The sequence below is a fragment of the Kitasatospora sp. NPDC057940 genome (assembly GCF_042887425.1).
Lineage (GTDB): Bacteria > Actinomycetota > Actinomycetes > Streptomycetales > Streptomycetaceae > Kitasatospora.
The window spans coordinates 205,261-222,427 of record NZ_JBHVPH010000011.1; the positions used below are offsets into that span (position 1 = coordinate 205,261).

Annotated in this window: 1 protein-coding gene; it reads left to right on the forward strand. The window is 70.5% G+C overall.

Annotated elements, in window-relative coordinates; all coding sequences use genetic code 11:
* The first annotated feature begins 50 nt into the window (after nt 1-50).
* Nucleotides 51-17,162, forward strand: coding sequence for a hypothetical protein (locus ACFVTF_RS19365; protein ID WP_387814919.1), 17,112 nt, complete (start codon nt 51-53; stop codon nt 17,160-17,162).
* Nucleotides 17,163-17,167: the final 5 nt, after the last annotated feature.

The following is a 17,167-nucleotide window of genomic DNA, read 5'->3' on the forward strand; positions in this document are numbered from 1 at the left end:
GTTCAGGCCCGCTTCGCCCGACCCTCGACGAACGCCAGGAGTACGCCCCCGTGTCGATCATGCTTCCCCCGGCCCTGGCCAAGCTGTTCGGGTTCGTGACCGGCATGAAATGGCCCGAGGCCAACGAGGACCGGCTGCGCACGGCCGGTGACGACTACCTGGAGATCTACAAGAAGGTCCCCGAACTCCGCTCCTATCTGCTGGAGTTGGTGAACTACGTCAAGGACGAGTTCGAGGGCGAGGCGGCCGACCGGTTCGTCCAGGAGATGGGGCAGCTGATCGGCGCCGACGGCGGCACCGACTACGTGACGGCCTCCGGGGACTCGGCGAAAGAACTCGGCGACTACGCCCACAAGACCGCCAACCAGGTCGAGTACGCCAAGTGGATGATCATCGCCCAGCTGGTCCAGCTGGCCGCGCAGATCGCCTGGGCCATCGCCAACATCCCGCTCACCTTCGGGGCTTCGCTCGCCACCATCTTCGCCGCCGAGATGGCCACCAGGGAACTGGTCAAGCAGGTCTTCATCTGGCTGTTCAAGCAGATCGCCCTGCACGAGTTCCTGAACATCACCACCTCGATGATCATGGACGGGATCATCCAGGGCATCCAGATCGGCCAGGGCCACAAGGACCACTGGGAGAAGGACTCCTTCCTCCAGGCGATCGAGTTCGGCGCGATCAACGGCCTGCTCACCGGCCCGCTGGAACTGCTCACCTTCGGCTTCGGCAAGCTCTTCGGGAAGGTGTTCGGCGGCGGCATCGGCAAGGAGTTGCAGAACAACCTCAAGAACCTGGCCGGCGCCGAGCTGAAGACCGCAGCCGAACTCGCGAAGGGCGCAGGCCACTCGCTGGAGAGCGCGGGACTCAACACCCTCAAGAAGACCGGGGAAGGCGGGCTGGCGGGCCTCGGCAAAACCGGGGTGAAGGACGGCCTCAAGGGCGCGGCCAAGACCACGGCCAAGGACGCGGTCGAGGGGGCGACGAAGACCACGGCCAAGGGCGCGGCGGAGGGTGCGGCCAAGGCCGGGGCGAAGGATGCGGCGGAGGGTGCGGCGAAGGCTGGGGCGAAGGCCGGGGCGAAGGATGCGGCGGAGGGTGCGGCCAAGGCCGGGGCCAAAGCCGGGGCGAAGGACGCGGCGGAAGGTGCGGCCAAGGCCGGGGCGAAGGACGCGGCGGAGGGTGCGGCCAAGGCCGGGGCCAAGGACGCGGCGGAGGACGCGGTCAAGGCCGCCGAGAAGAAGCTGTCCAACGTCGAGAAGTTCACCCAGGAGATGGGCAAGTCCTTCGAGGAGCAGCTCGGGAGCCTGGGCATCTCCAAGGACCTGGCGAACGAGGCCGGGCGGAAGGTCGCCGAGACGATCGCCGGCAGCGGCGCCCGCTACGCCGTGGACCTCGGGACCGTCCGCAAGCTCCTGGACGCGGCGGTCAAGGACGCGGGCAAGGGCGGCGAGCACCAGGCGGTCAAGGACCTCGCGGACCGGACGCTCCACCTGATGGACGGTCTGCGGCCGCAGACCGCACTGCAGATGCTCTACAAGTTCGGCGAGGGCATCGGCGGCTACCTCAAGGGCGGCGTCCAGAACATCCTGACCGAGGGCACCTACAACTCGATCTTCGGCGACGGCTCGTTCTCGGTCACCGCCGAGACCTTCTTCGCGGGCGTCGCCATGGGCGCGATCGGCCACGCCGGGCACACCCTCACCGGCCCGGCGCGACTGCGGTTCCAGGACAAGATCCGCGCGTGGGACGCGGAGTCCTCGATGACCAGCGACGGCAAGTACTACGGCCTGGGTCACCCGCGCACCCTGCTGGCCATCGCGTCCACCCTGATGGGGCACCCGACCTCGCTGCTGATCCCCCGGCCGGAGGGGCCCAAGGCCCGCGAGGCCCGGCTGGCGGCGGAGGGGAACTTCGAGCACGCCACCCAGCCGAAGGACTTCCACACCAGTTCCGAGGGCTCCAGGTCGCAGTCGTCCACGACGGGGGAGCGGCAGACCAAGGACGCTCCGGTCAAGACGGAGGCCAAGGCCCCCGGGGAGACGTCGAACAAGCCCGAGCCGCCGGCCAAGGTGCCTACGTCCGGCGGCGGTTCCCACGAGCAGGGGCCGAAGCCGACGGAGGAGCCCCCGGCGCACCAGCCGGCACCCGCTCACGCCACGACGTCCGAACCCACCCCGCCTGCCCACGTCCCGGTGACCGGCGGGCACGAGCAGCAGGGCAGCCGGGAGCAGCAGAACCCCCACGAGCAGCAGGGCACCCGGGAGAACGAGCACACCCGGGAACAGCAGAAGACCCCCGAGCCGCAGAACGGTCGGGAGAACCAGAACGGCCGGGAGAACGGGAACACCCGGGAACAGCAGAAGACTCCCGAGCAGCAGAACGGCCGGGAAAGCCAGAACTCCCACGAGAACCAGAAGGCGCCCGAGCAGCAGAACACCCCCGAGCAGCAGAACACTCGTGCCCACAACGAGGAACTTCAGTACCTGGACATCAACGAGTCCACAACCCCGGAGGAGCACGGCCACCACCTGCCGTCCGCCGGCCCGGAGCGGCAGCCCGGCTGGGTGCTCGGTGACAGGCCGTCCCAGGAGACGTTGAAAGCCCTGGAACGCCTGCCCCTCGACCCGTCCCGCTTCGCCGTGGTGATCCACACCAACGAGCACGGGCTGCCGATGCACAAGGGCCACGAGCTGTCCGCCGAGAAGCTGGCCGCCGTCGTGCGCGGGCTCGCCCAGACCGGGCACCTCGGCGGGGACCGGCGAACGATCGAGTTCGTCGCCTGCGACCTGAACGGGCCGCTCAACGCCCGTTACGTCCAGGAGGTGATGGAGCACATCTGGGCGGACCCGAAGCTCGCCGACGTCAAGGCGGTGGCGGCCGACGGCCCGGTCTGGGTGGTGCCGGGGTTCGACTCCCCGACCGCGATGAAGGAGGGCCCCGGCACGGGCCACGTCGTGGTGGCCGCGAAGGTCGGCTTCGACGCGGCCGGCCGGCCGGTCGTCGAGAGCGGCGGGAACTGGTACGAGTACGTCAACCCCGCCTCCGAGGAGGGCAGGGCGCGCATCGAGGCCGGTGAGCCGTTGGTGCGCTCGTACCCCTCGCCGCTGCCGGAGCACTACACGTCGGGCTCCAAGCACACGGACATGGCGGAGGCCTCGGTCTTCGGCGACGCGGCGAAATCCGCGCAGGAGCACGGACAATCGGCCCCGGGCCAGGAACCGCCACCGGCCTACCACTACACCGACGCGCCCGAACACGTCCGCGCCGAGGAGGGCGGTCGGCGCGAGGAGCAGTGGCGCCAGGCCCAGCGGGACCTCCAGGACGCCTACGACGCCAAGCTCGCCGAGGCGGCCGACAAGCTCCGCCAGGACCCGGACGGCAGCGGCCACGTCCATGACGCGCAGGCCGAGGAACTGCTCCGCGAGGCCTTCACCGAGGGGCCCGTCCGCTTCCCCGACGACGCGCCGCCGGGCCTGCCCGCGGCGGTGTGGAAGCGCGCCAAGGACCTGATGTACCAGGAGCTGACGGCCCGGCCGCAGGACCGCGAGCAGATCCTCGCGGGCCTCGACGGCATCACCCACCTCGCCGCGGTCCGCGAGGCGGCCGTCCGGGTGGCGATGGAGCGCTTCGACCGGACGGTGACCGAGTGGAGCGCCCCGCCGCGCGCCCTCGGCGACGGCGCCGCCGCCGTTTCGCACGCCGACCTCCCGGCGGTGACCCGGGACCTGATCCGCAGCGAGGCGCGGGGCGGATTCAGCGCCCGGGCCGAGGCCGAGGTGGCCCGGATCTACGCCCGCCCGGAGGACCTCACCGGGGCGGGCAACGCGCAGGCCCAGCACGCCCTGAACCGGCTCACCGAGCACCTGCGCGGTGAACTCGACTTCCGCGCCGACCACGAGACCGCGCTCGCCCAGGCCGAGCACCTCGTCGAGCGGGCCACCACCGACTGGTACGGCCGCCTCTCCCAGGCCGACCGGGACCTGCTGGCCGCCACCGGGGTGACGGAGCGCCCCGAGCTGTCGCCCGACAGCGTGACCCTGATCAGGGAACAGCTGCGGGACCGCCTCACCACCGACTTCGAGGAGGTCGCCGGCCCCGTCGACACGGCCGCCGGACCGCGCCGCGAGCGGACCCAGGCCGTGGACCTCTTCGGCCTGGCGCTGGCCGGCCGCGCCCAGGGCCTGCCGCACGAGTTCGCCGTCCAGGCGGTCCGCGAGGCGGTGATCCGGCGCGCCGCCACGGAGGCGGAGAAGGCGACCGAATCCTGGAACGCGGACGCCGGCGCCGAGCGCAAGGACCGGGCCGCCGCCTTCGGTGCCACCGAGCACGACGTCCAGCAGGCCCGTGGCACCGTCACCCGCGAACTGGCCAAGGCCGCCGACCGGCTGGTCGCCGACCACCTCAACCGAGGCACCAAGGACACCGAGGCGCTCGGCCGGGAACTCGACGAGCTCACCGGCACCGGTGCCGTGCACGACCGGCTCACCCACCAGGCCGCCCGCCTCGGGGCCCGCCGTGCCGCCGAGGAGGCCGCCGAGAAGGCCGCCCAGGAACACGGCGGCCTCACCGGGCACGGCATCGGCCGTCTGAAGGAGGGCCACCGGGACCGGATCACCACCGCCTTCGACCAGGTGTTCGGCAAGCCCGAGGACCTGAAGGTCCGCCAGGAGGAGTGGGACGCGCGGCACCGGGAGCTCACCGAGGAACTGGTCGAGCACGCCGCCTTCGAGGCCGAGGCCGCGCCCGCCCTGCGCGACGCCGCGGCGGGCTTCGAGGACCGGGCGGCGCCACACGTCCTCACCGACGACGTGATCGCCTTCCTCAAGCGCGAGTACGGCGACGAGTTCTTCACGCGGTACCGCGAACTGTGGAAGCTCGCCCACCTGGACGCGGCCGGCTGGCGCGCCCACCAACGCGGCCACGAGGACGCCTTCGCCCGCCGCCGGGAGGAGGAGGCCGCGGCCGGCGAGGAGCAGCTCGCGCTGATCCGGACCACCCCCCGGGCCGACACCCCGGAGGGGGCGGGCCACCACACGGATTCGCGCGAGACGGATTCGCACGAACGCCCTCGGCAGGACGACCTCTCCGAGTCCATCGAGACGGCGCTGACCGGCGCCACCACCCGGCCCGAGGAGCAGCCCGTACCGCCGCACACCGAGGCCCCGTCCGACCTCACGCTGCGGCCCCGGCCCGACGACGAGGCGGTCGTCCACGCCTCCGACGAGACGGTGGTCGTGCATGGGTCCGTGGAGTCGCCGGTGTCGGCGCCGCGGATGGTGGTGGATCGGACGCCGCGTTTCGTCGTGCAGTCGTCGTTCGAGGCGCGTCGGTTCGATCATGAGGGTCCGGTGACCGATCTGACGGTGCGGATCGATTTCGTCGAGGGTGGCCGGGGTCACAACACGGCTCTGGTGTGGGACAAGGTTGTTCAGGGTGTGGAGGAGTATCTCAACGCGCCTGGTTACCGGTTGGCCAATGGTGACCGGATGCATGTGACGGTGCTGCGGGCCGGGCTGGGTGAGCGGGCGCATCTGACGGTGGACCTGGTCTCGCGGGGTCGGGAGATGGATCAGAGGTCCTGGTGGTTGGACGCGGATCCGATCGACTACGCGCACGAGTTGGGCCATCAGATCGGTCTGCGGGACGAGTACCGGGCTTCGGGTCTGGCGCATCGTCCTGCGGTCGAGGGCAGTCTGCTGGGTGACCACCGGGCTCCGGCGCCGGAGGGTTTGCGGCAGGGTGGTTTGCGTGAGCGGCACTTGCAGCTCATCTCGTCGGTCGTGGGGCACCTGGACCCGGCTCCTACGCATGGCCGGACCTGGGACGAGGCCTGGTCGTTGGCGTCGCCGCATGACCGTGAGCATGTCTGGGTGGACCCGGTGTCGGCTCCGCACGGGACCGGCTCGCACGAGGGCGGGCCCCTCGACGTCGCGCCGAGGGTGCTCGGCGACGACCACCTGCCGCCGGGCAGTCGGCGGGTCATCAAACAGCCCGGCTATGCGTCCGGTGACCAGTTCGGCATCTCGGTCGCGCTGCTCAACGACCCGCATCTGCACGTCATGATCGCGCGGGGGCCGCAGACGGCGGACGGTCGCGCCGTCGACCCCAAGGACAAATCCCGGGAGATCGAGGCCTTCTACCTCTCCAGCGGGATCTCTGCGGACCGCATCCACATGGTGGACGTGCCGAGCATGAACAAGAGCAGACTCTTCGAGGTGCTCGACGGCAGGGCCGCGCAGATGGCGGAAGGCTGGGGTGCCGTCTCGCAGGAGGACCACGACGCGATGGTCAGGGACGTCACGTTCGCGTCCTTGAAGGTCTCCAAGGACTTCTCGGACGAACTGCGTCTGAGGGTCCGCGAAGCCTGGAAGATGACTCCTGCACACGATCAGCGGATCGCCGACTGGCTGACGGACCGTGGGATCACGCTGCCGGCCGCGGGCTCTAAGGTCCTGGTGCTGTGGTCCCGTTTCACCGGCAAGGCGACCCGGTGGGACGACCTGAGCAGCCGGATGGAGCACGACACGAGCTTCCAGGGGGCGCGCCAGCTCCTGCGTGAGTTCGCCCGCGAACACGGCATGGTGCTCATCACCGGTGACCCCCACCCCTCCCGGAACGGGAAGTGGGACGAGCTGGTCGCGGAGATGCGCGCGGAGCTCGGGATCGACACGATCCACCACATCACCGGCTTCTGGAGGGACGGCGGACCGGACCCCTCCGCGTGGACGGAGAACCTCAGGACCGGGCAGCTGAGGCTGTACGACTTCCTGGACCGCCAGTACGACATGAACCACCTCGGGGCCCGCTCCGGGAACCTGGAAGCCTCCGCACTGCTCGGCCACGACGTCACGTACCTGGAAGAGGTGGGCGCCAGCGGACGGAAGCGGATGGAGCGTTGGCACCTGGACTACGGCACCGGCAAGGCCGCGCTAGGAGGCAAGGCGCCGGGCTACGAGCGTGTGACGATCGACTTCCCGCCCACCGCGTCCGGCAAGTACACCACCCAGTTCGACGCGAAACACGACTCCTTCCGGCCGCCGGGCGAGCGTGGCATGGGCAACGCACCGGCGGGCAGGGGCGAGGTTCAGCCGCCGGGCGTGGTCGACCGCGGTCACCAGCCGCGGGGCGGGAGCGTTCTGGGGCGCAAGCCGGTGGAGGTCTACGCCGGGGAACGTGGCTTCCGGTACGACGCGATGGGCGACATCCGGAAGCAGCTGGGGCTTCCGGGCGACCGGCCGCTCGTCGACCCAGGGCAGTTCGCCACCGACCGCGTCCAGCACCTGCGGCGCCGGTACGAGAAGCTGCGGCAGGAGTTCGAGACCTCCTCGGGCGGCGGAGACTGGGCGCAGCAGTATCTGAGCGGGGTGGACTACTTCTTCAGGGACAACCCGCAGTTCGCCAACGCCTCCCCCGAGGAGATGTACACGTGGATGGTCACCAACGGGTTGCCCAGGCTGCCCGAACTGTGGTCGTACCAACGCGCTTTCCACAACAGTGCCCTCGCGGCCCGCGAGGGCTACTACATCCAGGACGTGCCGCGCGACGGGGACTGTCTCTACAACTCGGTCAACCAGCAACTGCCCTGGTTCACTGATGCGTTGCAGATGCGCGCCCACGTCACCGACTGGATCAACCAGAACAGGGAGCTGGTCACCGCCTTCGCGGCCGAGCGCGGGTCGACCTTCGGAGACCTTCGCTGGATGGCCCAGTCCCAGGGGTGGTGGGCGGGGTCCAACGGGGACCTGATCCCGTCGATCGTCGCCTCGGCGTTGGGGGTGCGGTTGAACATCTTCGACGGGGTCAACTGGCACCCCGTGGTGCCGATAGCCGATGCCCCCGCGACCAACGGAGAGGTCCGCCTGTTCCTCTCCGACAGTCACTACTCCTCCCTGGTTCCCGTGCCGGCTCCCGTCAGTGCTCCGGTGGAGGAGGGTGGGCAGAAGCGGCAGCTCGACCACAACAGTGACTCGGAGCCGGAGGATCCGGCGGAGAAGAGGCTTCGGTCGGCGCCTTCGGGGGTGTCGGAGGAGTCGGTGGTGGTGAATCCGCTGGTGGTGGAGCATGGTGGCGGGATGCCGGTGCCGGGTCCGTTGCATGAGCGGGTGCAGGCGTTGGAGCACCTTGGTCCGGAGGCGCGGCGGGAGCTCGCGGCCGATACCGCTTTTGTGGAGGGTCTGCGGTCGGAGTTGTCGGCGGAGGACTTTGCGCAGGCGGCGGCGCGGTTGGTGATCGACGTGGACTCCCGTGTGCATCAGCCGGTTGCTTCGCGGCGGGAGGCCGAGTTGCAGCTGGCGCGGATGTTGCAGGACAAGGAGGTCGCGGCCAGGTTGGTGGCGGCTGGTGTGCGGGTGGTGGTGGTGCCGCGTGACGTGCCGTTGACCGGTGTGGCGGGCTTCGAGCGGCTTCGTGGGCTGGTGGCCGGTGGTGATGCGGGTAACGGGCGCAGTGTCGAGCAGCTGCGGGGGGCGAACGACGAGCTTGTGGTGGCGATTCCCGAGGAGAACCTGCTCGGTGAGCGGACGACGGTCGGGCAGCACCCGACGCAGCCGGAGGGGTATTCCTCGGCGACTCACGAACTCGCGCACGCGATCCTGGAGTTCGGGCTGAGCCGTGAGCAGAGGGCGCTCGTCGAGGAGGCGTACCGGGGTAAGCGTCTCGCTGATGGTCTGGCTGATGTGTTCGGCGAGGAGTCGGTCACGGCCTGGCCCGATGGATCGCGGCGCAATGCTGCGGGTGAGTTGGTCGGCAACTATTCGTCGGCGGATGTGCACGAGTTCTTCGCTCAGTTGAGCAACACGTATCTCGGCACGAACCACGGGAACGACCCGCAGACCGGGAAGCCCCGCAACAACGGTGCTGACTGGGTCCGTGAGAACGAGCCCGAGTTGCTGCCGTTGTTGGAGCAGCTCTACGGGCCCGATCCGCAGTCCGTCCAGGCGCGGCCCTCGAACCAGGTCAGCCGGGCCCGGGCCGAGGAGGAGATGTACCAGGGCTTCCAGGAGTTCATGGAAGCGAGGACCGAGGAACATCGTGAAGAAGAGTTGTTCCAGGGCTTCCGCGAGTTCATGGCGGGGAGGTCCGAGGAGCAGCGTGTCGAGGAGATGTACCAGGGTTTCCAGGAGTTCATGGAAGCGAGGACCGAAGAGCAGCACGTCGAAGAGTTGTTCCAGGGCTTCCGCGAGTTCATGGCGGGGAGGTCCGAGGAGCAGCGTGTCGAGGAGATGTACGAGGGCTTCCAGGAGTTCATGGCGGGGAGGTCCGAGGAGCAGCGTGTCGAGGAGATGTACCAGGGCTTCCAGGAGTTCATGGACGGGACGGTCGAGCCGCCGGCCGACCCGCTACCGCCGGCCCGCGTCGGCGAGCGCGGGCTGGCCGCGTACGACGTCCTGGTCGCTCTGAACCACGACGACGTGCAGATCCTGAACCAGCTCACCGACCGGTTCGCCGAGGCGCTGCACGGGGACCGGGATGCCGCGCGGACGCTGGCGAACAGCCTGTTCGGCGGCGAGGTGCTGCGGCCGACGGTGTCCGCGCTGTCCCGGGGCGACGTCCGGGAGGTGGACTTCCAGGCCGGCCAGTGGTCCGGTCAGGTCCGGATCACGGGCAGCGCGAGGGAGGGCACGTACGTCAGGACGGTGTCCAGCTTCGAGTTCGAGTACGGCTCGGAGCAGCAGAGCATGATCGGCGTCACCTCCGACGGGTTGACGCAGGCCAACCTCGGTGTGCAGTTCAAGGCGAAGTTCGGCAGCTCGGGGGATCTCACCGAGACGCTCGGCTATCAGCACGGCTGGCTGCACGGCAGTGCCACCGCGGAGGCCAGCAGGACACTGGCCCGGGGCAAGACCGTCGAGCCGGCGGCGCTGTTCGACACCCCGTTCAACGTGCGGGTGGAGTTCCTGGACGCCCGCCTCCAGGGCGCACCTGGGCCGTGGAAGGTGCCGCAGCCGATCGACCTCGGTTTCACCGGGCGGGTCGCCGTGCCGGTGCGGGAGACCGCGAACGCGCCGCAGGTGCCCCAGGCCCACTACACGGTGCCGCGGGAGACCGCCGAGAACCTGCGGCTGGCCGGCTCGCACATCGTGACCGATGTCTGGCCGGTCGACCGCGCGCCGGCGCCCGTGCCGGACGCCGAGGGCAACATCGAACTCGCCGTGAGGGAGCAGCCCGTCACGCCCGTGGCCAACGGAGCGGCGGCCCTGGCCAGGTTCGTGGCGGGCTTCGAGGGCCAGGCCGAGCAGTACTTCGAGGGCCGCTGGCCCGCGCTCAAGCGCAGGCTGCTGGAGGAGCTCGACCTCGGCACCCTGCACCAGGAGCTGAAGGGAGTGATGTCCGGTCAGAAGCTGACCATCGTGGACGACAGCCTGACCGGGCCCGCCGCGGTGCTCACCATCGGCGGCGGGACCGTCTCCCGGATGCAGCAGGTCCACGTTCTGCCGACCACCGAGCTCAACATCGCGACCGCGACGACCCGTTCGCACGTCGAGCAGAAGACCGGCAGCAAGGACTGGCAGACGTTGCCGTCCTCGGTCGGCAACTGGGCCGCCAAGAACGGCGGTGCCGGGGGCGGGATCGGCGGCCGGGCCGGCCGGGACGACGTCGAACTCCACGGCTCCGGCGACGACCTGGGGCTCGGCACCAAGGTCAAGAACCCGGCGGTGCTCTTCGAGGGGACGGCCGACCTGGTCGTCACCTTCGGCTGGCGCAGCAGGCTGTCCCAGCCCGCCAACCAGGACGCCCACGTCGCCCTGGGTTTCCGGACGGTGATCGACCAGGCCGAGGCGATTCTCGTCACCCCGGTCGAGGAGGTCGTGCTCGGCACGCAGCCGCCCGTGTTCACCGCCGCCCAGCAGCTCACGCCCCCCGAGCACGCCCATGCGGTGGGAGACCAGGTCCTGGCTCCCCGGGACGAGTTCTGGCGGGGGCTGCCCGACACCACCACCGTCCGGGACCTGCGCAGCGTCGCCCCGTTGCACGCCGCACTCGACCGGATCGGACGGGAGGTGTTCGGCGGTGAACAGGGCTGGTCGGCGGTGCGCGAGGACGTCCTGCAGGCCTACTCGCACGCCGCCGTCAGCGCCCACCTGGTCGGGATGTCGCGCGGATCCGAACTGCGCGGCCCCGAGGTCACCCTCGGCCCGCTGGCGAAGATGCACGTCGCCGTCACGGCCCGGGTCACCCGGATCGACCACGTGCGGCCCCAGCGGAACGCCGAGCTCAACCCGATCCGCGAGAGCACCACCTTCGACTCGTCGCGTCACCTGCGCTCCGACACCATGACCGTGCAGGGCCAGGGCGGTGGCAAGGGCCCGGTGCACACCCGGGACGTGCTGGACTCCGCGGGCAAACCCTTCAAGGACAGCATGCAGGGCAACGTCACGGCCTCCGCGGAGTCGCGGGTCCGGGACGGGTGGCGCGGCGGGGAGTCCAGCAAGAGCTACGCGAACGGCAAGTACGGCAGTGCGCAGGAGCTGTTCCGGACGGAGATCACCCTGGACCTGATGGTCAACGGGGAGCACCGCGGGTCGGTCCCGCTCTCCGCCGAACTGAGCCTGGAGCAGCTGCACACCGCACTGCGCCAGGTCGGCGAGCAGGAGCGGAACGGCTTCACCGGCCCCTCGGCCCCGCACCAGGAGGTCGCGGAGCAGGCGACCACGCAGCGGACGGTCACCCGGCTCGGCCAGTCCGACGTGGTGCTGAGCCTCGGCAGGGGCGACACCGCCGTACTGAGGCAGATCAGGGAGACGCTCGAACGACAGTCCGGCCACCCGGTGCCCGAGCGCGTCCTGGCGAGGCTCGCCAGGGAGGTCGACCCGGTCGGCCTCAAGGCCGCGCTGTCCCGGCTGAGCCGGGGCGAGCGGATCAGGATCCCGGTCGACCTCGACGGGTGGAAGGGCACGGTCGTGGTCGCGGCCGAGCTGATCAACCCCCGGCCGAGGGAGGCACTGGTCACCGGCTTCGAGTTCGAGGTCGGCAGCCAGCAGCGCACCACCACCGGCACCACCTCCGACCTGCGCACCCGGTTCCGGTTCAGGCTCAAGCTCGGGGGCTCCGTCCCGCACGTCGACCTCGCCGGGGAGGCCTCGCACACCCGTGACTTCGTCAAGGGGCTCTCGATCGACCGCACCGGCGGCACCAACAGCCGGGCCAAGGCCACGGAGCCGGCTCGACTGTCCGACTCCACGGCCGAGTTCACCGTCTCCTTCGAGCCGTCGAAGCGGTCGGCGAGGCTTGACGACCTGACCGTTCCGGTGTCGGCCGTGGTGGCCGCGCCGCACCGCACCCTCGATCCGGCCGCGCCCGCGCGCCGGCTGCCGAGCCACCGGCTCGGCTCCTCCGACGTCGTCACCGCCGTCTACCGGGAGCTGGGCCCGGACGGGACGGTCCGGGAGGGGACGGCCCACGAGGTCGTCCAGGCGTTGGGCCGCACGGCCGCGGGCTTCCTGGGCAAGGACTGGCCGGGCATGCAGCGGAAGCTGGTCGCCGAACTGGACTTCGGCCGGCTGCACACCGACCTCAAGTCGGTGATGGCCGGCCACCCCATCGAGGTGAAGCACGGCCGCAGCCGGGCGTGGATCACCGCCGAGGTGCGGGAGCTGACCCCGACCAACTCGGCGCCGGTGACGGTCGAGTTCAACATCGGCCACGGTGCCCAGACCTCGCTCACCAGCTCCGACGGCGGGACCAACACCGGCGGCGGCCAAGGCAACGCGATCACCGGCAGCCTGCTCGCCACCACCGACGTGCTGGCCACGGGGGCGGCGCTCGTCGCCGGCGGCAGCCTCACCGGGGCGTGGGGCGTCGACCGGCTGGAGCACGGCAGCGCCGGCGCCGCCAGCGGGACGGCGGTCAAGAGCAAGGTGACGGACGGCAGGTCCTACCGCGCGGAGGTGGTGCTGAAGGTCGAGTTCGAGCGCAAGCCGGCGGTGAGCCTGGCCTCCCCGCACAAGATCCGCCCCAGCCGCGAGGCACGGGAGCAGATGTTCCGGCGGCAGGACAGGGAGCGCCAGGAAGCCGGCGGCAGCGCCGCCCCGTCCAAGTTCCAGACCCTCAACCGGGAGCTGGTCAGGACGGGGGACCGGCTCGCCCGCGTCGGCCTGTACCGGCGGACGGTCGTGGAGACGCGGATCTACGCCGACGTGCTGCTGGAGTCCGGCCGGGGCGAGCCCGTCCGGCCGCCGCGCCCGGACGATCCGAACCGGCAGTTGCCCCCGATCCCCCCGGCCGTGCCGTCCGAGACGCAGGTCGTCCGGCGGCCGCCGGAATCGGTGTTCACCAACGGATTGCACGACACCGGCATCGTGCGCTGGCTCGACGACACCTCCGGCGTGCGGGACCTGCTGACCGTGTTCGGTGAGCGCTTCTTCCGCGAGGGGACGTGGTCCTGGCTGGAGTCCGTCGCCCGGAACACCCACAGCCACGCGCAGTTGTCCGCCCTGTTCGGGTCGGTCGCCCGAGGCCGGGAGATCCTGGCGCCGTCGCAGGAGCACCCGAACGCCCCGCGCCGCGACGCGGTGGTGCAGGACGGCCGGACCATCGACACCCCGTCGGCCGGCAAGCGCCTGTTCGTCGACGACGCCGGCATCAGCGCCACCATCTCGATCGTCCAGCTGGAGTACCACAGCGACAACCAGGCGGCCGCCTTCAGCCCGGCCAACGACGTCACCAGCGGCGGGCGGCACACCCGCCTCGACTGGCGGCGGTGGAACGCCCAGGGCCAGCTCGGCGCCAAGTTCGGCACCAAGGGCGCCGCCGAGTTCACCGTCGGCGTCGTCGGCGGGGGCGGCCACCGGTGGCGTGAGGGGCCCTCCGCGGGTTCCTCCGGCAAGACCGTGGCCAACGCCAAGATCCCGACCCCGGCCGCCCGCTACGTCGGCCAGGCCGAGGTCCAGCTGACCTTCCGGGACGGCGACCGGACCGAGACCGTGAAGGGCCTCGTCCCGATCGAGATGGAGATCCCGATCAGCGAGACCACCGTCGTCCAGTCGGTGAGCAACCACCGGGTGCTGTACTCGGTCCTGCACCCCGAGGGGCAGACGATCAGCCGCGGCTCCACCTCCGACGCCGTCGCCGAGGCGCTCGCCACGCCGCTGCCCGGCACCGACAACCAGGTGCACCTGCTCGCCGACCTCAACGAGCGCGACCAGGCCGGCTCGCGGGAGGTCATGAGGGCACTCGCCCGCCTCCCGCGCGACCCGAACTACTTCACCGTGGCCTACCACTCCAGGCGGCCCGACGGGGCGCCGACCTGGCTCGATCGGGAGCTGAGCCCGGAGGAGATGGCGGGCGCGCTGCTGCGGCTCGCCGAGGGCGGCCAGTGGCAGGGCGAGCCGCTGCGCTTCCTCTCCTGCAACTCCGGTTACCGCCCGCACGTCCCCGGCGCCGGCCCCGAGCACCAGCTCTCCTTCGCCGACCGGACCCTGCTCGCCCTCCACGAGGCGCTCGCGGCCCGCCGGGCCTTCGCGGCGGCCAACAACCTGCCGCTCAGCCCGGCGCTGGAACTGCTCGGCCGCCCCGAGGCCTTCGCCGCCGGGGGCCTGCTCCACGTCACGGGTGGGGACCAGCCCCGCATGGTCGTCGCCCAGCGCGTCGGCTACACCGCGGGCGGCCTGCCGAGGGTCGAGGGCTCCGGCAACTGGTACCACCTGGCGGTCACCGAGCACGGTACCGTCCAGTCCACCGCACGAGGCCAGGAACTCCTGCGCCCGGACGAGGAGCCCGTCCCCCAGGCCACCGAGCAGGAGCCCATCGACCCGGACCAGCCCGTGCCGGTGGTTCTGGGCGACTCGGAACAGGCTGCCGCCGGACATCTGGGCGATGAGGATCAGGTCGCCGCCGGGCATTCGGACGATGAGGACCAGACCGCCGCCGGATCTTCGAGCAGCGACAGCGATTCCGTCTACTCGGTCCTGATGACCTTCGACGTGTCGGTGCCCCTGCCGGTGGCGGAGGCCCCGGCCGCGCCGAGGCCCCCGGCGGCCGAGTGGTCGGTTCAGCGCACCCGCGCCCTGGAACTGCTCCAACCGCCGAAGCAGAACCGGATCGCAGGGGAGGCGTACGGCCCGACGGACGGCGGCGGCGCATCCGGGTCGAGGAGGCTGGAACGACTGGCGTACGACTACGGCACCGGAGAATCGGCCCACGCCGCGCTGGAGCTGCGGCTGCGGGACACCGCCACCGTGGCCACGGTGGCGGTCACCCGGCCGGGCGGCTCCGCTGAGGTGTGGACCGTCCGCAGGAACTCCGCGGAGGAGGGAGGCGGCCTGCACTGGGAGCCCCGGGAAGCACAGCAGAACGCGGAACAGTCGGCCAGCACGCCTGTTCCCGCGATCACGCCCGACACCCACCTGTGGGTGACGGCGTCCAGTGACCATCTGACGCTGGACGAGGTGAGGCGACTTCCGGACACCACCTACTACATCAGGGCCGAGAATTCCGGCGACATGTACCACATGCGCGCCGCCATGGTGGCCTATCCGGATCGCGACCTGCTGATCTGGAACGTCACCGAGGCGACCAAGACGCAGGTCGAACAGATCATCAATCTGCACGACGACCTGATCGCGTCGGGGCGCAGGGTCATGTACACAACCGCCTCGCGCTTGTCGGGCTGGTCCGGTCGGAACGAGACCAGCGCGACGATGGATCTCGCCAAGTACCTCATGCGGGACTTCGTTCCCGGGCACGTGGCGCTCGCGGAGCGCGTCGCGCCGAGGGCCGAGAGGAGCAGGGAGGTAAACCGGCAGATCAATGAACTGACGGGGGAACTGGAGGTCATCCAGAGCAGGGTCAGGGACTACCAGGATCCGGCGGACGAGCACACTTTGGCGGCCGCCCGGGTGTCGGACTTCGCCGCCGGCTACGGGCACTACACCCAGGAAGAGGGCGAGGCCTTCAGGCGGGACCTGGAGAGCCCGGAGTACGGGGGCTTCGGGCCGGCCCCGGCGGACCGGCAGGGGGGGCCGAAGCACTTGTTCGTGGTGTACCGTGCCAGCGGACACAGTGGTCGGGCCGGCGCCAACGCGCCGGCGCTGGACACCGGTACCCGTGGTGTGGTGCAGATCATCGAGCAGGCCCGGGCCGCGCTCGGGCCCGATGTCGTCATCGTTCCGATGGGCGAGGAGCCTGCGCACGTGGCCGGTCCGGCCCTGCGGGAGTACTGGAACTGGCCGTCGGTCGGGAATCGCCGCAAGGAGCTCGCGCTCCTCAAATACCTCTCGGACACGTACAACGTCGCCGGTGCGGTCGGCATGCGCAGTGGCGTGATGGATGAGCTCTCCTTCGCCGGAATCAAGATCATCTCGATTGACATCAGCCTGCACCGCAACGGTTCCGGGCAACTGCCGAACATCAAGCAGTCGAAGGGGTGGACGCGCGGACTGCTGCTGGAGAACGCTTTCGGGCGGAACTACGGGCGGGCGTTCGTCACTTGGCCGAGAGGCCGGGACACGGAGATGAGCGGAGAATTCCAGGGCGAATTCCACGTGCGGGACGAGGCGGCGATCCGCAGTGCGATCGAATTCTATTTCGGGGAACACGACGAGCCCCGGGGAATCAGGCACGCGTCCCATCCGCACCAGCTGGAGTCCGTGCAGGCGGCGTTGGAGGGGATGAAACCCCTCGAGCAGATGACCGGCTTCGAGATGGCCCGGCGGACCATGCCGTACCTGCGCGAACTCGGCGAGTTCCAGGAAAAGCTCGATCCTGCCGTGTGGCGGTTGGTCGAGGAGAGGCTGACCGCGGCGGAAGAGCGCGCGGACCAGATCGAGTTGGACGCTGCCGCCGCGTGTGCGGAGCAGGTGCCCCGATTCCTTGAACTCGAGCTGAAGGCGCTCGGGATCACCTGGGCGGCCGACAACGAGCGGGCGATTCTTGAGGGCGAGCCTCTCGCCGTCATGACCCCCAGCCAGGAGAGCGCCCTCAGGAACTCCCTCACGGCGGTCAGGACCGGGCTCGCGGAGGCCCTTGCCGAGCAGATGGTGAAAGACAGGAATCCCGGCATCACGAGCCGGAAGACCATCAAGCAGATGCGCGGGAGGCTCATCGCCGAAGCCAGTCTTGTGGTCGGTAGGTTGAACGATCTCGAGCTGCGACGGATCTACCAGATCTGCCGTGAGCGGTACGTCCCCACGCCGGCCGAAGACGACGAGGCCCCGACCGGATGAACCGG